Genomic DNA, 21,176 nt, shown 5'->3' on the forward strand with positions numbered 1-21,176 from the left:
GCCCGGCTCCCTACAGGAAACCACGGCTGTTTTAATCTGCTTATTAAGATCTGATTTACAGTGGATGAGTTTGCGCTTCAACCGCTGCTAAAGCGACCATATTGACGATACGACGTACAGAAGCAATTGGCGTCAAAATGTGTACCGGTTTTGAAACTCCCATAAGGACCGGACCAACGGTAACTCCCTCAGAGCTGGTTACACGCAGCAAGTTATAACTGATACGGGCAGCTTCCATATTCGGCATAATTAACAGATTCGCCGCACCTTTCAATGGGCTATCTGGCATGACGTCACGACGAATACTTTCAACCAACGCTGCATCACCGTGCATTTCACCATCAATTTCAAGTGAAGGTGACATCTTATTGACCAATGCCAATGTCTGACGCATTTTCTGCGCGGAAAGACAATCTGTAGAACCAAAGCTTGAATGAGAAAGCAACGCAACTTTGGGTTCAATACCAAAACGGCGAATGGTCTCTGCGGCCATGAGAGTAATCTCTGCCAGTTGTTCAGGCGTTGGATCATTATTGACATAGGTATCAGCGATAAAAGTATTACCACTTGGCAACATCAATGCGTTCATTGCGCCCGCAGTATGGACCCCCTCCCGGAAGCCAAATACGTCTCTCATCACATCATAGTGTTCACTGTAACTGCCAACGGTACCACAAATCAGACCATCAGCCTCACCGCGCAACACCATAATTGCCCCAATCAGGGTTGGATTACCAATAACGGCTCGGCGTGCTTGTTCAGGAGAAATACCACGGCGTTTCATAATGTTATGATATTCTTGCCAATACTCTTTAAAGCGTGGATCATTCTCATTATTGACGACTTCAAAATCTTTACCCGCTTCGATATGCAGCCCTAATTTCTGGATACGCTTTTCGATAACACTTGGACGACCAATCAAGATCGGATAAGCCAGCCCAAGAGAAATCAGCTCCTGAGTTGCATGCAGTACCCGAACTTCTTCCCCTTCGGCCAGAACAATGCGTTTTTTCGCTTTCTTCGCCTGAGAGAAAATAGGCTTCATAAACAAGTTCGTTTTATAGACAAACTCATTCAGTTTCTCTATGTATGCACTAAAGTCTTTAATCGGACGGGTTGCTACTCCAGAATCCATGGCCGCTTTAGCCACTGCCGGGGCAATTTTAACAATCAGACGCGGATCAAATGGTTTGGGAATAATATACTCTGGGCCAAAAAACAGATCCTGATCATTATATGCAGAAGCTACTTCTTCACTCTGTTCTGCTAGTGCCAAATCAGCAATAGCGTGGACGCAGGCAAGTTTCATCTTTTCGTTGATAGTTGTTGCCCCAACATCTAACGCACCACGGAAAATGAATGGAAAACAGAGAACGTTATTAACCTGATTTGGATAATCAGAACGACCCGTACAAATAATTGCATCAGGGCGAACTTGTTTAGCCAATGGTGGCAAAATTTCTGGTTCAGGGTTTGCTAGCGCCATGATGAGAGGATCTTTTGCCATGGTTTTCACCATATCCTGAGTTAGCACACCAGGACCGGAACATCCCAGAAAAATATCTGCCCCAGGGATAACATCAGCTAGTGTACGACTGCCATTGTCTTCAATAGCATAGGCGGCTTTAGTTCCTTCCATATTTTCATCACGACCACGATAAATAACCCCTTTAGAGTCGCATACCACGATGTTTTCGCGTTTCAGCCCAAGCGCAACCAGTAAATTCATACAGGCAATCGATGCAGCACCAGCACCAGAAACAACCAGACGAACTGCTGAAATCTCTTTTTTCATAATCCGCAAACCATTCAGAACGGCAGCAGTACAAATAATTGCCGTGCCATGCTGATCATCATGGAATACTGGAATATTCATTTTCTCTCGGAGTTTTTGTTCAATATAAAAACATTCCGGTGCTTTGATATCTTCGAGGTTAATTCCCCCAAAAGTCGGCTCCAATGCCGCAATGATGTCAATCAATTTATCAGGATCAGACTCATCTACTTCGATATCAAATACATCAATCCCTGAGAATTTTTTGAACAGTACACCTTTTCCTTCCATCACTGGCTTACCTGCCAGTGCACCAATATTCCCTAACCCTAAGACTGCACTACCGTTAGAAATCACCGCAACAAGATTGCCGCGCGCAGTATATTTGTAAGCCGCTAATGGATCTTCTGCAATTTCCAGACAAGGCGCAGCAACACCTGGTGAATAAGCTAAGGCCAAATCGCGCTGAGTTGTCAGAGGCTTGGTTGGAGTAACCATGATTTTTCCTGGTTGTGGAAACTGGTGAAAATCCAATGCACTCTGCTTTAATTTTTCGTCCATCGTCGGGTCCTTTATATACATTATCTGGAGTAAGAACAGAACCAGTATAATGGGTATGGTGTGTTAAATCATAACTTTGACAGTATTTTACCAATAAATTAGCACTTTTCTGCTCAAAAAAAACACAGGTAAATTTATCCATCAATGTCACATGCTGAGTATGGAGAATATAAACACAGAAACATTATTGTTTGCATAATATCATTAGAATTATAATAACACTGATAATTATAACCCATAAAAACCCTCAATATAAATTCAATTAAAATAAATTTTATAAAAGAAAACAAATTTAATAATTAAATTTATAACAAATTGATTTACAATATTATTTTCCATAGCAAAGTTATATGTTTTTTGTAAAAATTACTCATCTTCTTCTTTTACTTATCAAACTAATTTGCGCTATTTATCTTTTTATATCAGGATGTGTTTTCTGGACTTACAGAGATATCAACTTTGTAATTCAATCGGTTTTTATAAAATTTTTTTATAGTAATTTAATTTAGGGCAGACTCATTCATTACTGCCTTTTAATCGAATTAAAAGTCTGCATTTCGTGGCTTTATCTATAAGGGAGAAGGACAATGTATAACCATTCAGTGATGATAGTTGATGACCACCCTCTCATTCGCCATGGCCTGAAACAGATTGTAGAGCTTGACCGTGCGCTTACCGTCACTGCGGAAGCTGACAACGGTGAAGAAGCAATAAACATTGCGTGCAAGCTCAAACCTGATGTCATTATGATAGACCTTAATATGAATGGTCTTTCAGGCGTGGACACAATTAAATCTATTCGTAGGAAAGGAATCAACTCTTATGTGCTGGTATTATCCGTTTCAGATGACCGAAACGATGTTTACGCAGCCATTGACGCTGGCGCCAATGGCTATTTACTTAAAGACAGCGATTTAGATTCGCTGTTAAGTAGTATTCGCCATGCAGCCCGTGGACAAACTGTATTTAGTGAAAAAATATATCAACATCTGGCTAACCGCCATAAACACGTTGATCCTTTATCTGAATTGACCAAACGTGAGTTAGATGTATTAAAAGAAGTTTCCAGTGGCATGACCAATAAGGAAGTTGCTGATGTACTCTTTATTTCTGAAGAAACAGTAAAAGTACATATCAGAAACTTGTTAAAAAAACTGAACGTACGTTCCCGTTTAGCAGCAACAATTATGTATCTGCAACATAGGAAAAATGGGATAGCTTAATATTTTTATCTGAGCCGCTCTCTTAGGTTTATAACCGGGGACCGGCTCTTGCGGTTAATTGTGCAACAAAATAGCCTCCACAAGACAAACTGCGCCCTTCTTTCTCAGATAATAAAAATCAGGATACCGTCTAGATAAAACTGGCATTTTCCAGCATTATGTTTAGGTATTTAGACTTTTTAGGGATCTCTTATATTATGTCGGATAAACCTTCTCAATCTATTTTTACTCTCTACGGGATAAAAAACTGCGACACCATAAAAAAAGCCCGTCATTGGCTGGAAGAACAGAAAATCGCTTACCTGTTTCATGATTATCGTGTAGATGGATTAAATGAAGTACTTTTACAATCGTTTATTGACAAACTTGGCTGGGAATCACTGATTAATACCCGTGGCACAACCTGGCGTAAACTGACTGACCAACAGAGAGCAACAATCAATAATGCTGATGCAGCAAAAGTATTAATGTTAGAACAGCCCGCTATTATCAAGCGTCCATTATTAGTTTCTGCTAAAGGTAACTGTCTGTTAGGTTATAAAGCAGATGAATATCAGCAATTTTTTGCTGAGGTGCTCTAAGATGACTTGTCCTGTAATTGAACTTGCACAACAACTCATCAGGCAACCATCTGTCAGTCCAGACGATAAAGGTTGTCAGGATATTATGATCACCCGTCTGCAAGCGATTGGCTTCACCGTTGAACAGATGCCTTTCGGCGATACAAGCAATTTCTGGGCTTATCGTGGTACTGGTTCAACGCTGGCCTTTGCAGGACACACCGATGTTGTTCCTGCGGGTGACGAATCTCAATGGGAACATCCACCTTTTGAGCCGACCATTCGTAATGGCATGCTATATGGCCGGGGTGCAGCGGATATGAAAGGTTCGCTGGCCGCCATGGTTGTCGCCGCCGAACGCTTTGTTACCAGTCACCCTAATCACAATGGTCGCCTGGCTTTTCTTATTACCTCAGACGAAGAAGCGAAAGCCACCGATGGTACAGTTAAAGTGGTTGAAGCATTGATGTCCCGCAATGAACAACTAGATTATTGTCTGATTGGTGAACCCTCTAGCCAATATCACCTCGGTGATATGGTGAAAAATGGCCGTCGGGGTTCCCTTACAGCCAATTTGACTGTCCATGGCATTCAGGGCCATGTTGCTTATCCACATTTAGCTGATAACCCGATTCACCGGGCTCTCCCTGCCTTACAAGAATTGGTCAGTACACACTGGGATGAAGGAAATGAATTTTTCCCAGCGACCAGTATGCAAATTGCCAATATTCATGCCGGAACAGGCAGCCATAACGTGATCCCTGGGAGTTTACAGGTTCAATTCAACTTCCGCTTCAGTACAGAACTCACCGATAGCCAAATCCGTGAACGGGTTGAAACCATCCTGAAAAACCACGACCTGGATTACACCATTGAGTGGATATTACCAGGAGAGCCTTTCCTGACCGCCAAAGGCGAGTTAGTCAATGCAGTCGTACAAGCAATAGACCATTACTGTGGCTATAAACCTGAACTATCCACCAGCGGCGGTACATCAGACGGGCGGTTTATTGCCAAGATGGGCGCTCAGGTTGTCGAATTGGGGCCATTAAACGCAACAATTCATAAAGTTAATGAGTCTGTCAGTGCCGCAGATCTGCAACAACTTAGCCGGATTTACCAGCGTGTTATGGAGCAGCTAATCCAGTGACAACAGAAAATATGTTAACCGGCCTGACTACCGATCATCTGGTTTCGCTCTCTGACAACCATCAGTTACAACCAGAAGCAGCAAAAGCTTTTTTATCCATGCAGCAGGCCGCAGCAAGCGCAGGATTTAATTTGCAACCTGCCAGCACTTTCCGCGATTTCCAGCGCCAACAGACTATCTGGAATGGCAAATTCCGGGGCAAACGCCCTGTATTGGATGAAAATAGCCAACCAATGGATATTACCCAGTTAACCGAAGGTGAACTCTGTAAGGCTATTCTTCGCTGGTCTGCCTTGCCCGGTGCCAGCCGTCATCATTGGGGAACAGAGCTGGATATTTATGACCCAACCATGCTGCCAGAAAACCAAAAATTACAACTGGAACCCTGGGAATATGAAAAAGACGGTTACTTTGAACCATTAACTCACTGGTTAACAGAGAATATGGCCCATTTTGGCTTTTATCGCCCTTTTGTCGGTAACAGTGGTATCGCTTATGAGCCATGGCATATCAGCTACCGGCCACTATCTGAACAATTGGAGAAATTGCTAACTGAACAGATTTTACTGGATGTCTGGCAACAGCATGATATCGCAGGGATCGACTGGTTATCTGTTAATCTACCTTATCTATTTGAAAACTACCTCCGTATTCCACAGGAGACAACCCGATGCAATGGTTAGCTGATTACTGGTGGATTATTTTAGTTTTACTGGTTGGCGTTCTTCTCAATGCCATTAAAGAGTTACGCCGTTTGGATGTCAAAAAATTTCTGGATAATAAACCGGAACTCCCCCCTCATAGAAATCTTAATGACAAATGGGATGATGAAGACGATTGGCCTCAGAAAAAACAGTAGTCCACTCTTGCCAGTACATAGCAAGTTTTTTGTCGAGGTTTACCAACGCCTGCGTGGTTTCTTGCCGCCAACGTAATGTTAATGCCTTATACCCGCTTAACTTTAACTCAGTGACACACTGTTCAATACTCATTTCCCGCTGGAGATGATTTCTCAGTGCTATCAGCGGCAAATCACAATTCAGTAACAATCGTTGTAAAGCTGGCAATGAAGCAGACAATGGCCGGTGAGCAAATGCAAAACCTGCAAGCTCCTGCCAGTCATTTTGATTGAGACATTGATCAGCTTGATAATCAACAGGCAAGCGGAATCCAATCTGTGATCCCAGCCAATGTGCATCACGAGCCAACTGTTTTTGTGCCTGAACACAAAGTGCAATCCCTTGTTGACTCAGTGGAAAAATTGCCATTGCGGTATAACAACCGCTACTGGCTTCCTGATGGGTACCCATCCGTACCAGTTGGAAACCACACTTTTGCCATAACGCCCAAAGCTCAGCGGTATAACCAAAGCTAACAGAAATAAAATCCATTCCCTGCGCTTCTGCCCTTTCTCGTTGAAATGCAATCATTCCCTGAGCAATACCCTGTCTGCGACGATTAACCTGCACTGCAACTCTGCTAATTCGCAGGGATTTTAGAATCGCCGCCTGGGGTAAACCACTATGGGCAGCTAACGATTGAGCAACCAAATTTCCTCTTGGACGACGCCTTCCCGCCCATACTTCATGTGCCAGTTCAGACGATAATCCACCTTCTTCAACCATCCACAAAGCACCGATCAAGGCATTATTTCCAAGAGCCGCAACAAATTGCATACCTTTAGCATCAAGTAAACGCCGCAAATCCAAAGGTGACGTTTTGTAGTGAGCGCTGGTTAATATGCCGTAAAACTGTTTCAGCAATTCAGACTGTTTAATCCATTGTTGCTGATGATAGACATGATAACGGATCGCCTTATCAGAATCGTTGACAGGAATTGCATCCTTAAACAATAAAGCGTTTTCCAACCAGTTTTCCAGTGGATCATTTTCAGCCCAACGTACAGGTGCTGTCAGGCTCAGAATATGACTATCAGGAATCCCAACACAAAATTTAAGTAAAAATCCGCGCCCTGTACCTTCATATCCCTGCACGGTTGTGGTCAACAATATTCGGGGAAAATAACTGATCAACTCAGCTAACTGAGGCATTGGAATAGCAGCGGCTTCGTCGATAAGCAACCAATCAATATCCGATACGCTATTTTGTCTACAATATTTCAGCAAATTATCTACTGCCCAGAATTGACCCTTTTCCCCTGAATAGCACCTGATAACTTCGGTTGTTGCTTTTGCCGGTGCTGTCAACCAGCAATTTCCTTGCCATTGCTGCATTAACATACCTGCAAGCGTCGATTTCCCTCGCCCTCTAGAAGCAGTAATTACCCATACCCCCTGATTTGCCTGCAAAAATTGCGCCAAAATGGCATTCTGGCTGTCCGTTGGTTTGCCATCAGGCAATTGCCATTCTCTATATTGCGGAAATTTAGGGATGTAAAAGGGATCATTTTGCTGCCATAACAACACTTGAGGATCGCTAACAATTTGCCGTTGAATATGCTGAATAAAGTTCGGAGTTGGAATAACACCTGATTGTTCATTCCAGCGAATACTGTCACGGTCTGGTTGATAATCCCATTGATACCAAGATGGAACCATCATCACCAACCAGCTCCCTGCCTTCAACGTACCAGCTAGTATCGCTAGTGCTTCCGCATTAAAACCTTCAGTAGCATCAAACACTCCGTGCAGATATTCCTGCCCCAATAATCCAGCTGCTTTTTCAGGCAACACAGCGTTCTCTTTACGATAAGAGATCCATAACCAATCACCGGTAAATCTCTGCTGTAACTCATTAGCCTGTTGGTAGCACCAATTATGATCTCCACTCAGCACCAGCAAACGACGTAATCCTTGCTGCTGCATTCCCACCTGGATCGTACTTAATTCTGGAAACATAACTATTACGATTTACCAATCAGCAATGACAAAATCCCCGCAGCAATCAGCGGCCCGACTGGAACACCTTTAAACATGGCAACACCCAGCACTGTTCCCACTAGCAAACCAGCGACAGTCGATGGTTGATTAGACATCAGGGAAACACCGCGACTACCCAGCCATGAGACTAAGATACCTATCACTATTGCCAACAACGATTTCCAATTCATAAATGAGTTGAGGACCGCTTGTACAGTGATTTTTCCACTGGCAATAGGCGCCATCACTCCCACAGTCAAAATAAGCACACCAATAGTCAGCCCATATTTTTCTACCCACGGGAAGAACTGATTCAATGGCGTTATGCGAATAACTAGCAGGAACAACATTGCAAGAGTGACGGTCATGTTGTGGCTGATGATACCCAGTGCTGCCAGCACCAACAGTACGAGTAATGTAGGATCGATATGGCTCATAGACGTTAATACCCTGCTACCTAAACTCGATTAGGCCAGGGCGATTTTTCCTTGTATTACATTACAAAACGAATTTTTACTTACTAATATTAGTAAATGCTTCTAAATAATTAACTGATCAATGTTACACAACCATCAACGACAATATCCTGTAGCATTATAAGATTTACCATTCGGAAGATAAAAAGAGTACGATATGCGAAATTTCATCAACATTTGCAATCTTACCGAGAGTAATCCCTAACTTATATCATATCGCTCAGGATACCCGGTAATCGTATTTTTTTTCATCATCTGTTTTCCACCTGAATGCTGCATATGAGTATCCGTCGAATCAGACGACACGCCATTATAGCTACTTTTCCTGAAAGCAACAGTTGCTGAGAACAAACAATTTCTACCCTTGTCGGATCGTTAATATCGAGTTTTATATATTCATATAGCATCAATAATTTCAAAATGATCCGTAAACTTGTATTATGACCAAATAAAGCATTAATAGGCACTGCACCCATTTTCAGCAATACAAAAAATGCAATATAAAATTCAGCCATATTGGACAATTGTATTATTACAGAATAATCTTTTTTATACCTGCGAAAATCAAATTCACAGTTAACGAGGAAGATTGTTGTTCAATATGTCAGTTAAAGGCTTGCCAAGCTAATAATCTTTAGTAGCTCACGAATTATTCTCACTTACTTTATCCTCTATAAGGAATATTTCTACCCCCTATTTTGTGAGCAGCCTCTAAATAAGCATATTTTTAACAAGTCATACTTAGCCTAAACACTCAAAATACGAATTTAATTAACCAATACATTGCAAAATGAATTCATACTGCTAATTGCGAATAGTGAATATCGCCTGACCATTAATCTAACCGGAGGTAAATTATGTCATGCTTTCCTACCGGATATTGGGAAAAATATCCGAATACAGCCACAGTAATCACAACATATACTTGCAATGCCGCTTGCAAAGAGTGTTGTTTTGAATGTAATCCCTCTGTGAAAGCACGCCTAAGCCTGGATGAAATTAAACAATTTATTACACATTCAAAAGCTAATTTTCCAGGGTTAAAGTTAGTCGTTTTTAGTGGAGGAGAATGTTTCCTGCTAGGCAAAGATCTCATGGAAGCTATCCGTTTTACCTCGAAACATGGCTTATTAACCCGTTGCGTGACTAATGGTTACTGGGGAAAGAATCGGGCAAAAGCGCAAAAAATCGCCCAAGATTTAACAGATGCGGGTATCACAGAGATAAACATCAGCACCGGGAAAGATCACAGCGAATGGGTACCAATTGACAGCGTAGTTGCAGCCGCGGAAGCGTTGGCCGGGCAAAACATTACGACACTGATTACAGTGGAACAGGACACCGCAGATTCCGCCATTGCAACACAAATTACCCAAAATCCAATCATCAAGCGTCTCAAAGAACAAAACAAGATTAGCTTACAGCGAAACACCTGGATGCCATTCTATGATACTAGTGAAGAACGGAAAAACGTGCCAAACCGGGATGAACAACTGACAAAAGGGTGTGATCAGGTCTTTGAAAATATCGTGCTGACACCACATGGTGAAATTTCCGCCTGCTGTGGTCTGACATTAGAGCATATCCCGGAAATGAAACTTGGTCGGTTACAAGGGGGTGATTTAGCCCAACTTTTCAAAGGTCAAGAAGAAGACTTTATGAAAGTCTGGTTACGGACAGAGGGGCCATATAAGATTCTAAAAAAATATCGCCCGCAAGATAGCAACATTAATCTGGAAAAAATCGTTCATCCCTGCCAAGCCTGTGCCTACCTGCATAAAGACCAAGGGACACGCCAGAATTTATTAGATAATTACCACGGTGAAATTATTCCAGTAATCAAAAAATTTAATGCTAAGGAAAGATTGGATCTTCTGATATATCAATCAGCAGCAGAAAACGCCGTTGATTCAATATAAGGAGTGAATAATGAAACGACGTACATTTATTGGGGTAGCAGCGGGAGCAGCTATTAACAGCATCATTCCAACCATTAACGCCCAAGCTGACAGTAAACGCCTCTTCGGTGTGCCACGTTCATTACTCTCTCCAGGAGGAAAAGAAGAAAATAAGTTAAGACTGTCAATGTCAAATGCCAAACTCCCGGTTGAAGTTTGGGAAGAAATTATTACCTATAACCGCTTTTGGGAAACCATCAAACAACAGCCTGAATTAGCATTAGAATATAGAGAATCACCGGAAAAAGTTCTGAATGAATTTGGTATAGATAAAGATATTGTTAGCCCCAGCTCCGCTGAGGAATTACTGCTATTTATCACTTATGATAAGGAGTTAATGGATGCGGTAAAAACTAACAACTATGAGGAATTATTTTCCCGGCTAAAGGTTTATGGCTTAAACGAAAGGAAATCAAGCCTGAGAAATCGAATTAATCATTATCTTAGTCAAGATGCCGATCTTATCGCACATTTTAAAGAACATATTACATCAGATAAGTTCGAAGAGTCAGATAAATCAACCTTTCTCAGGTTAAAAGAAATCCTGGAACCTTTAAACAACGAAGACAATACCAGCCTAGCGATAGGAGCAAGTGTCGTTGCCACTATTAACATCGTCGCTGTCGTTACTACCTCCACAACTGTGAATGTCTCGACAACCAGTGTGATGGCATACGTCTTGACCGTAACAAATATCGCGGGAAAACATGCAGTAAATAACCAGCCCCCAATTAATTATAATGATATTTCCGCCAGCGCAGCCTCCATTCATCTTGCCAGAATCTACAACAACCCAAAAATGGTCGATACGCTGGTCAAAGAAACCATCCAGAGGGAAATTACCGCTTGCCTGTTTGCCGCACAAAAATGTGGTTATATTAACCTTCCAGCGAACCGAGCAGAACGCAAAGAAGTCATTGACCTTTTTACCGAATTGTCTTTAAAAATGATAACAGCATGAACAATACTACAGGATTGAATCCAAACCTTAACATTACTACTAACAAATATCGCCATAATAAGGACTTTTCGACTATAAAATTTTTATTAGATGAGGTAGTAATCAAGGAAAGAAAATATTTTCTTATCCTTTAGGAATATTTTCACCACCTATTTTGTGAGCAGGTTCCAAATAAACACACTTTATAACAAGATATATTTAGCCTAAACACCCAAAATATAAATTTAATCAACTAACCTATTGCAAAATGGAGCCATCCAGCTAATAGTTAGTGGCGTCTAACCTTTAATCGAACGGAGGGTGAGTTATTCTATGTTTTCTCACCAGGCATGAGAATAATATCCAGATATTGTTACAGCAATCACAACATATACTGACAATGAGTATCGTTGGTAAGAAACTTTAGCTAGATAATTACTTTATGAAATTGTATCTATGATGAAGAACTTAATAAGAAAAGGTTAAATTTCGTCTTATAACACTCAGTAAAAAAAGAATTCCGTTAACTTATAAAGGAACGAATGATGAAAAGACGTACATTTATTGGCGTAGCCGCCGGAGCAGCCATTGGCAGTGTCATACCCACCGTTAACGCCAGTACTGACAGCACTCGTCTCTTTGGCGTGCCACGTTCATTACTTTCTCCGGGAGAAGTTGAAGAAAATAAGTTAAGACTGTCAATGTCAAACGCAAAACTCCCGGTAGAAGTTTGGGAAGAGATCATCACCTATAACCGATTTTGGGAAACCATAAAACAACAACCTGCTTTGGCATTAGAATATAGAGAATCACCCGAAAAAGTATTGGATGAATTCGGTATAGACAAAGATATTGTTAGCCCCGGCTCCGCTGAGGAATTACTGTTGTTTATCACTTATGATAAAGATTTAATGAATTCAGTAAAAACCAACGATTATGAAACGCTCTTTTCCCGACTCAAAACCTATGGTTTAAATGAAAAAGGCTCAAGTCTGAGAAGCCGAATCAATTACCACCTCAATCAAGACGCCAGCCTTGTTGCACATTTTAAAGAGCATATCGAATCCTATCAGCTGCAAGATACAGGCAGCCCTCCTCTTATCCGGTTAAAGGAAATTCTGGAACCCTTAAACAGCGAAGACGATACCAGCATTGAGATTGCCCGCCTGGTCGTCGGAGCAAATGTGGTTGCTGCGGTTAACGTGGCTGTCGGCACCAGAGTCGTCGCGGCGGTAAATGCAGCAGCAGCGGTTAACGTAGCAGCCTATTTAAGTCTGGCAGTACAAACAGCCGTTACTGTATGTATGGCAAATTATCTACCCAAAATTGACCATAGCGACCTCTCAACTGGCACCGCTTCTCTTCATCTTGCCAGACTCTATAACAATCAAGAAATGGTTGACACACTGGTGAAAGAAGCTATCCGGAGGGAAATTACAGCTTGCCTGTTTGCAGCACAAAAGTGTGGTTATATCAATCTGCCGGAAACTCGCGAAGGGCGTAAAGAAGTGATTCATCTTTTTACCGAATTATCTTTAGGAATGGCAGCAGCATGAGTAATATCGTGGGATTAAATCCAGACTTCAAAGTCATATTAATGAACGTCGCCATGTTCGTCCTTATTGCTTTGGTTTTTCTGCCAGTGCCATACTGGCTCAATAGCAGCAATCCCAATAAATTGGTGGCAGGCATTACAACCACTCTCTTTGTCATCATCACCTTGTTTGTGGGCTATCAACTGTTATCAAATAAGGCAGTGGTCAAGGAAGGAAAATTATTGATGAAGTCCGGAGTATATTCACACGAATGGACTATTTCCTCATTGCGCCGGGAAGAAGGAACTTCCCTGGACGACTTTCATCGCAGTAATGGTATACATATTATCCATTATTCATCTGGATACTATCAAAAGAAACGAAACAAATATTTTATTCTGCGTACCAGCAAACGTCCCCTGATATGTTTTAGTGCAGAAGGCAATATTGGGTTATGCATGGATGAATCTATTTTCGAAAAAATAAAGAGCGAGTTGCAAAATAAAATATATACCCAATAGATTTCAATTTGCAGCGCGGCGGCAAGGGAGCGAATCCCCGGGAGCATAGCGAACTATGTGACCGGGGTGAGTGAGTGCCGCCAACAAAGCAGCAGCTTGAAAGATGAAGGGTATAGAGTGGAGTAGCAGGATAATGGTATATAGCGAGAATTATTGGCCGTTGAACTATACACAGCTCCGTTTAGCCATTGCTAATACTGTAGCTGACGATAAGTCTGTCTTCAATGTCGGCGAATTCATCAGTTTCAGTGACTGTATTAGTCTGGAAAGACTAGAACAGGCCATTATGACTATTCACAGTTTTAATGATGGTTTTTCTTTACGTTACCGTCTTTCTGAACAAAACATTTTTCAAGATCGAGGATCTGCACCGATTGAAATCATACGGATAGAACAGTCAGATTCAATGATAGAACAAGCGGCTAAAACTGATTTTAAAAAGAGAGCAACTGAACCACTGGACATCGAAAATGGCGTTACAATCAGACATTATCTTTATTTTAATGATATTGGATGCTATTTTTGGGGGATCGTTGCTCATCATATTGCTACAGATTATTGGGGAATTGGACAATTAATTCATAATGTTTTATCCTGCTATGAAGAAACCCGATCCCCCTCAATATTAGAATCTGTTTTTACCTATCACGCTTACCTTAATGATGCTAAATATAAGGCAAGCGTATATTATACCAACGACAAAAACTATTGGGATAATTATCTTAACCAACTTCCTATATTAGAAGATTATGCACGTAAACGTTTATTTCCTTCAAAAGCGATTAAAGTTAGCCGACCACTCACCGCCAATAACGGTAGTTTCACTTTTAATGATAAATTGATGATGATATTGGCTTTATGCTTACAAATGACCAAACAGGGCCGTTCATCAACAAGTATTATCAATTTACCTTTCTCCAATAGACGAGGCAAAGGAGAATACCGTTATTATCGCCCGGCTATGAACACTTTGCCTCTTATGGTTTCTTTATCTCCAGGGGCAACGATAAAACAAATCCTTGTGGAAATGCAATCTCAGATCAGCCTGCATAGCAAACATAGTCGTATTGATATAAATGATTTAAACGATGGTGCGATAAGCCGAGCGGATCAATTAACTTCTGCGCCCTATGTTAACCTGTTACATGAGCTTGAACATAGTTTCATGAAAAATAACCGTGCTACTCGCGGCTGTATGATTTCCGGTGCGGTAAATAATTATGGCATTAATATCCGATTCTCCTTTGACGGGAAACCGGCATTAGTTGAACTGGATGCAGGGAGCCACCTGTATAGTGTTTTTACCGCACATGCTTTGATTGATGAATATTTACGTATCTATAACACGATGACAGGAAATATTAATGAAACTATCGAAACATATTGGAAAAAATATAAAGCAATAGAAACAGATGACAATGTTACATCAGGCACATGTACTACAGAGAATATTGCCGTCAATCACCCTATCAAAGAGAATATTATTTCCAAAATAGCGAAAATAGACGCGGCATCACCAGATAAAAAAGCAGTAATTTGTGGAAATCAGCCCATAATAAACGCTGCACATGACCTTAATTACCATGAGCTTTACTGTAAGATATTAAATCTCAGTCAACTGCTATTATCTTATCCGATGCAAAACCAAAGGGTAGCAGTACTATTACCAAGGGGAATGGAGTCCTTATTGTCCATATTAGCAATCCATGCTGCGGGTTTATGTTTTGTCCCAATCAACATGACATTCGGACGAGAAGAAATTAGCAGTATATTACAAGGGCTGAATATCTCTTTATTAATAACTGCACATAATTACCATGAGAAAGTGAACGGTATTAATAATGCACATATTTTCTTTATTGAGGATATAGATACTCTCCCTGCCAGAACATCTCTGGGACATAACATAAAACGCCCTGCGACCAAAGAGGACGAAGCCTACATCTTTTTTACATCAGGAACCACTGGCGTACCAAAAGCGGTACCGATAACTTTCAAGGGACTTTATGCTTATTTGGCCACAATAACAGATAAGTATGGCATTAAACAGGATGATGTTATTCTTAATTTCAGTACCCCAGTTTTCGATGCTTATATTGAAGAGGTATTCGGATGTTTTTATCGGGGAGCCACCCTGACAATTGCCAACGATCAAATGATTGTTGAGCTTAATACGCTATTTTCATTTTGCCATGCTCAATCGGTCACTATAGTTAATTTTCCTACGAATTATTGGCACCAAATTGTCTTTTTCCTGCATGCAGCCATTAAAGAGCTATCGCCTTCGATCCGAATGGCAATTATCGGTGGCGATTTAGCAATGGATAAAGCTATCCACCATTGGTTAGAAAAAGTAGGCTGCGGAATCTCCCTAATTAACTCTTATGGTCCAACAGAATGTTGCGTTGTAGCTAGCTGCCACAAAATAGATGATGAATTTCACCCCGGAAATATCATTGGTAAAGCATTGGCAAATACCTCTATCGTCATTCGGGAATATGGAACTGATAAAATCATCAACGGTAGCAGTGGAGAAATATGCATCCGTGGCGATTCTATATGTACTGGATATATCAACGATGACGAATCAACTTCACGTAAATTCTTACAACTGAACGATGGGAAAATCTATTATCTGACCGGAGATCGTGGGTTTTACGATGCCCAGGGAAATTTAAATTTCATTGGCCGATTGGATAAAGAGCAAAAAATTGATGGTAAACGTGTTGATCTGGAAGAAATGCACAAATTACTTACAGCAGCTTTTGATATTGATGAAATTCATTTAACGGTAAAAGAAAATGAAACTGGGTACCAATATATTAATATATTTATACCTGATGGAGCATGTTCGATAGCTCGCCACGAAATAGTCTCCTTCCTGCGCGGATGTTATCCAAAATTGCAGGTACCTTTTATTGTTGAATTGAACTCATCTGATCAATCTGTTCCAAAGCCAGATCTAAATAAAAGAAGTAATATGTCACAAATTGAAGGAGAAAAACGTGAAATATTTTTTACATTATGGCAAGAAGTCTTTGGCGACAGCGATAAAATAGTTAATGAGGATACCGATTTCTTTGACGCAGGCGGTACTTCGCTTAAGGCATTGTTGCTAATTAATAAGATCCAACAACGTTTTGATTGCACTATCCGTCTGGAAGATTTCTATCAGTCTCCCAGATTAGGTTATTTGTTGCAATCTGTTCTTCAGCAAGGACAGACGCCAGTTTTAACCAATAAAAATAGCGCTAGCCTGACAGAACAGCACGACCAGTATTATTGGATAATTGACACTATCTCTAACCGTTCAGGGGCACATAATATACCGTTATATTATCATCTTGCCGGTAATATCGATTTAAAGAAACTACATTTTGCTTTGTTGTATACCATGCAATGTTTCCCTGCCCTCTGCCAGAAAGTAACAATGGCAGAAGGGCAACTCTCTTTGTCCTTTTTACCTATTACCGAAGAAAATTTACCCTTCGAATATATCGACCTGACTCATACTACAGGTATCAATATTGAGATTTCATTACGCAAGATCTTAAATGATATGGCCTTCAAACCAATGTCATTGCAGGAAAATCCACCGGTATGTTTTAAACTACTAAAAGTAGCGGAAAATGAACATTACCTTTTGTTAAATTTCCACCATGCATTTTGTGATGGAATGTCAATTGCTCATGTGTTGCAAAAGTTATCCTCAATTTATGCAGATAATACCCCGAACATAGAAGCCGTTACAGAAACGGAAGTTGCTGTAATTAATCCACGTATGTCAGATGAAGCATTAAATTTTTGGACCGAAAAACTGTTCAATGTACTTTCTATCACCGGACAGCATAATTCTGTACCGACGGCTAATCTTCGGGTTCGTGGCCGACGTTACTCGATGACATTGTCCCCTCAATTAGTTGCTACATTGTCCTCCGCACAGAAAAAACATGCAGTTACCCTGGAACATGTTGTGATTGGGGCATTTTTGATGACCATCAAATTATTACTCAATAAAGACGAGCCAATAGTAGGCATCCCTTGTGCCAACCGTGTTCCTCCAGTGCCATTCGATGGTGTCGGCAGCTTCGCAACAACCTTGCTACTGCCCTATGCTACCGCCGAAACCTCACTAATTAACGTATCCAAGTATGTCCGTGATTTCCTGATAGATGCGAATGCGCATTCCAATATTTCGCTGGCGTACTTGAAACAACATCTTCACCACTACCACGGTATGCAGCTACCAGAAGTCGCTTATTATTTCTCTTCTCAAATAGGATTTTCCACCAGTTTGCATCTTGGTGAAACCCGTTGCACAAAGGAAAAAGTCAAGGGGCTTAAACCTAAAGGAGATATCGCGCTTGAGTTGGTAAACACACCGGCTGGGCCGGGCCTGGAATGGCTCTACGACGATGATATTTTCTCTGAAAATATTATTAGCGACATGGGACTTTTTTTGATTGATTTATTGGATTGCATGGGCGCTCAGCATCACCTGACGACATGAAACTATAGCAAATACTAAGACGGATACCGATTGTGCTGATCAAAAAAAAGAAATGGGCAATTATCACTATCGTTATGATCATTTTTATCGCCATGGTTTATTACACATTCAACCGGAAAGAAACGCCTGCTGTGATGGCAGAGCAAATCATCACAGGAATGTTAGGGGATGTTATCACTACGGTAGGTGCTGCCGGTGTTATACAACCGACTAGCCAGGTTAACGTTGGTAGTCAAATCTCTGGCCAGTTAATCAAGTTATATGTTGAAGTCGGGGATATCGTCGAAGCAGGTAAGCTGGTTGCCAGCATTGATGATACTTTTTATCGTACTAAAGTTGAGGCAAGCCGCGCGAGATTGGAAAAATTGCGGGCCATATTGAAGGAAGAACAATACACCTACCAGCTCCTGGCCATCACCGAAAAACGCCAAAGACAGCTTAGTCTACACTCTGCAACCAGCCAACAATTACTGGATGAGGCGACTTTCGGCGTAAAGAAAAGTCTGGCAAGAATTGAAAACCTTAAGGCAGATATCAGACAAAATGAACATATTTTACATAGCGAAGAAGTCAGCCTCAGTTATACCCAAATCTATGCACCTATTGCCGGTGTAGTGACCGCAATTCATGTTGATCCAGGACAAACCCTAAATGTTAATCAACAGACACCCGTTCTCATGCAAATTGCCGATCTCAAGAATATGACCGTTTATGCAAAAGTTTCTGAGGCAGATATTAACCAAATCGTGACCGGGCAAAAAGCTTCCTTCAAGATCTACAGTACAAATCAGCATATATGGCACGGTAATGTTAAGAAGATCATGTATAAACCCGACCTAATTAATAATGCAGTTTATTATACGGTGCTGTTTGATGTAGCTAATGACAATTTCCTGCTAAAACCCAGCATGAGTGCTGATGTCACTATTGTGACACACGAAAGCATTGGCGCGGTGACCATACCCAATGACGTACTGAATAACAAACGGCATCAACCTGTAAATGATAGTCTAATCGCCTATTTTTTACGTGAGATGAAAGATGGAAATATCGTAATAAGGAAATTGATTGTCGGTCATAACGATGGAATACGCTCAGTTGTTGTCAGCGGATTGCAGAATAATGAACAGATCGTTGTACTTTCCAAACCAGATAATTTTGGTGGTAAAGATGATAATCCTAAATAATATCTGCAAGATCTACGGCAATGAGAACAAAAAGCATTTTGTGCTGAAAGATATTTGTTTAACAATCGATCCACATGACTACGTTGCTATTCTTGGTCGCTCTGGCTCAGGGAAAAGTACCTTATTGAATATAATCGGGCTTTTGGATACCGCCAGTACGGGAAAATATCTTATTAATGACCTGGAAATGACTCAGCAAAAGACTCACTCATTGGCGCTTTTGCGGCGGAAATATTTTGGTTTTGTCTTTCAGAATTACAACCTGCTTGATCATTACCGGATTGATGAAAATATCTTAATGCCGATGTACTACTTAAAAAGGGATTTCAATGACGACAGAAAATATTTCAATTACTTAATAGAGCGCCTCCAACTTAACCATTTATTAGATAAATACCCGCGTCATCTTTCTGGAGGAGAACAGCAGCGCGTTGCTGTAGCTCGTGCATTAATCAATCATCCCAAGTTTATTATTGCCGATGAACCTACCGGCGCATTAGATACCGCTAATGCCACCAATCTGATGCAGCTTTTTACTGAATTACATGATAATGGATGTGGCATCATTCTCGTGACACATGATCAAGCTGTTGCCGGATACGCAAAGCGCAAGTTGTACCTGAATAACGGTTATTTGGTGATGTAATGGGCACAATGAAAACAACCCTAAAGCTTAACATTTATTCTACTGTTATCCTGTTTAACCTCAAAATGGCAGTACGTTCTCTTGCAGCACATAAGACACGGGTCTTCTTGACTTTGCTATGCATTGCTATCGGAGTAGCTTCAATTGTAATTATGCAGACAATTGGGATCGCAACCAAAGATCACATTGTCAAGGCTGTCTCCTCAATGGGGAGTAATATCATCTCAGTAAAATACAAGGGACAGGAAAATGGTGCTTTCGATTCTCATAATCATTATCTGACCCAAAAGGATATTACGTCACTTTCAGGTAATTCACATATCAGCCACAGCACCCTTTTTTCCACCGCTTCAGGAACAATAGTTTCACCACAAGGTACTACCAATGCTCAATTGATCGGTGCTAATGCGGATATAGCGATTATCCGTAATCTGGTCATTGAACACGGGCGTTTTTATACACCAAAAGAAGACGATACTCTGGCAAACGTCGTCGTTTTAGGGGCTTCCCTGGCCGAACGACTATTTTCCCATAAAGAAGCTGCATTTGAGCAGAGTATCAAAATTAACGACATCTCTATGCGGGTTATCGGCATCCTGGCACAGAAAGGTGAAGGTATGGATGCAGGAGTTGATGACACTGTATTTCTACCAAGAAATAGCTATCTGGTGAGACTATTCGGCAATACACCTCCTAATGGTATTGTGTTGAAAGCCAAAGACGCTTCTCATGTCGAACCGGTTAAGCGCGCTGTTGAGGAACGGTTATCACAGTTTAAACGTCAGCAAAGCTATGAGATACGTAATACCACGGAATTGTTGAAAACTTTAGATGAAACTCAGTCAAAAATTAACCTTTTCCTGCTATCAATATCATCAGTAACGCTCTTTGTTGCAGGAGTTAGTGTTATGAATACTATTTTGATCAGTGTCAGAGAGCGCAGAAGAGAGATTGGTATACGACTTGCCGTAGGAGCAAGTTATTCCGATATTTTTTATCAATTTCTTACCGAAGCATTTTTGATTTCATTATTGGGAGCGCTATTAGGATTATTATTTTCATTTATCGGTTTCAGGGTCTTATCGCTATTTGATATTGCCGTTGGCTTCTCATTTTATTCATTTTTATTGGCTTCCCTCTCGGCATGTTTCATTACGGTGGTGTTTGGCGTATATCCATCACATCGTGCAGCAGCATCCGCGCCGATCGAAGGGATTAGGGAATTGTAGCCTGTTTTATTCAATGTAACTTTGGAG

Annotated in this window: 16 protein-coding genes; 13 read left to right on the forward strand and 3 right to left on the reverse strand. The window is 41.0% G+C overall.

Features of this window, described 5'->3' with window-relative positions:
- Window positions 1–55: 55 nt before the first annotated feature.
- The gene (gene maeB / locus C5469_RS03970) at window positions 56–2,335 is read right to left on the reverse strand and encodes an NADP-dependent oxaloacetate-decarboxylating malate dehydrogenase (RefSeq protein WP_166302617.1); all 2,280 of its coding nucleotides are present in this window, start codon (window positions 2,333–2,335) and stop codon (window positions 56–58) included.
- 587 nt (window positions 2,336–2,922) lie between these two features.
- Here maeB and C5469_RS03975 point away from each other — a divergent pair.
- From C5469_RS03975 to C5469_RS03995, 5 genes are all read left to right on the forward strand, one after another.
- On the forward strand, window positions 2,923–3,558 hold the full coding sequence (locus tag C5469_RS03975; protein WP_015833959.1) for a response regulator: 636 nt from the start codon (window positions 2,923–2,925) through the stop codon (window positions 3,556–3,558).
- A gap of 197 nt (window positions 3,559–3,755) precedes the next feature.
- Window positions 3,756–4,139, forward strand: a complete 384-nt coding sequence (locus C5469_RS03980; protein WP_166302620.1) for an ArsC family reductase — start codon at window positions 3,756–3,758, stop codon at window positions 4,137–4,139.
- A 1-nt stretch (window position 4,140) separates the two neighbouring features.
- Entirely contained in the window at window positions 4,141–5,268 is a 1,128-nt protein-coding gene (gene dapE, locus C5469_RS03985; RefSeq protein ID WP_166302623.1) for a succinyl-diaminopimelate desuccinylase, read from the forward strand.
- Window positions 5,265–5,951: a D-alanyl-D-alanine carboxypeptidase family protein gene (locus C5469_RS03990; protein WP_166302626.1), complete on the forward strand. Its 687-nt coding sequence runs from the start codon at window positions 5,265–5,267 to the stop codon at window positions 5,949–5,951. Before dapE ends, C5469_RS03990 begins: the two co-directional genes overlap by 4 nt.
- Window positions 5,939–6,127, forward strand: coding sequence for a YpfN family protein (locus C5469_RS03995; protein WP_166302629.1), 189 nt, complete (start codon window positions 5,939–5,941; stop codon window positions 6,125–6,127). Before C5469_RS03990 ends, C5469_RS03995 begins: the two co-directional genes overlap by 13 nt.
- Here C5469_RS03995 and C5469_RS04000 read toward each other — a convergent pair.
- On the reverse strand, window positions 6,078–8,126 hold the full coding sequence (locus C5469_RS04000; RefSeq protein WP_166302631.1) for a tRNA(Met) cytidine acetyltransferase TmcA: 2,049 nt from the start codon (window positions 8,124–8,126) through the stop codon (window positions 6,078–6,080). The genes C5469_RS03995 and C5469_RS04000 overlap by 50 nt on opposite strands.
- 5 nt (window positions 8,127–8,131) lie before the next feature.
- Window positions 8,132–8,584, reverse strand: a complete 453-nt coding sequence (locus C5469_RS04005) for a DUF441 domain-containing protein (RefSeq protein ID WP_166302634.1) — start codon at window positions 8,582–8,584, stop codon at window positions 8,132–8,134.
- Window positions 8,585–9,480: 896 nt separating this feature from the next.
- Between C5469_RS04005 and C5469_RS04010 the strand changes: the two genes are divergently transcribed.
- The 8 genes from C5469_RS04010 (at window position 9,481) to C5469_RS04045 (ending at window position 21,149) form a co-directional block, all read left to right on the forward strand.
- Complete coding sequence (locus C5469_RS04010) at window positions 9,481–10,542, forward strand: radical SAM protein (RefSeq protein WP_166302637.1); 1,062 nt, start codon at window positions 9,481–9,483, stop codon at window positions 10,540–10,542.
- A gap of 10 nt (window positions 10,543–10,552) precedes the next feature.
- The gene (locus C5469_RS04015; RefSeq protein ID WP_166302639.1) at window positions 10,553–11,542 is read left to right on the forward strand and encodes a hypothetical protein; all 990 of its coding nucleotides are present in this window, start codon (window positions 10,553–10,555) and stop codon (window positions 11,540–11,542) included.
- A gap of 524 nt (window positions 11,543–12,066) precedes the next feature.
- Window positions 12,067–13,077, forward strand: coding sequence for a hypothetical protein (locus tag C5469_RS04020; RefSeq protein ID WP_166302642.1), 1,011 nt, complete (start codon window positions 12,067–12,069; stop codon window positions 13,075–13,077).
- Window positions 13,074–13,577 (forward strand): hypothetical protein, encoded by a 504-nt coding sequence (locus C5469_RS04025; protein WP_166302645.1) that lies wholly within the window; start codon window positions 13,074–13,076, stop codon window positions 13,575–13,577. The genes C5469_RS04020 and C5469_RS04025 overlap by 4 nt, the downstream gene beginning before the upstream one ends.
- Before the next feature lie 103 nt (window positions 13,578–13,680).
- The gene (locus tag C5469_RS04030) at window positions 13,681–18,087 is read left to right on the forward strand and encodes an AMP-binding protein (protein ID WP_242689391.1); all 4,407 of its coding nucleotides are present in this window, start codon (window positions 13,681–13,683) and stop codon (window positions 18,085–18,087) included.
- A 32-nt stretch (window positions 18,088–18,119) separates the two neighbouring features.
- A complete protein-coding gene (locus tag C5469_RS04035) occupies window positions 18,120–19,274 on the forward strand; it encodes an efflux RND transporter periplasmic adaptor subunit (RefSeq protein WP_166302647.1) in 1,155 nt (384 codons plus the stop codon).
- Window positions 19,258–19,920, forward strand: coding sequence for an ABC transporter ATP-binding protein (locus C5469_RS04040; protein ID WP_166302650.1), 663 nt, complete (start codon window positions 19,258–19,260; stop codon window positions 19,918–19,920). Before C5469_RS04035 ends, C5469_RS04040 begins: the two co-directional genes overlap by 17 nt.
- On the forward strand, window positions 19,920–21,149 hold the full coding sequence (locus tag C5469_RS04045; RefSeq protein ID WP_166302652.1) for an ABC transporter permease: 1,230 nt from the start codon (window positions 19,920–19,922) through the stop codon (window positions 21,147–21,149). The genes C5469_RS04040 and C5469_RS04045 overlap by 1 nt, the downstream gene beginning before the upstream one ends.
- The last annotated feature ends 27 nt before the right edge of the window (window positions 21,150–21,176 follow it).

The organism is Photorhabdus cinerea (assembly GCF_011189575.1).
Classification (GTDB): Bacteria; Pseudomonadota; Gammaproteobacteria; order Enterobacterales; family Enterobacteriaceae; genus Photorhabdus; species Photorhabdus cinerea.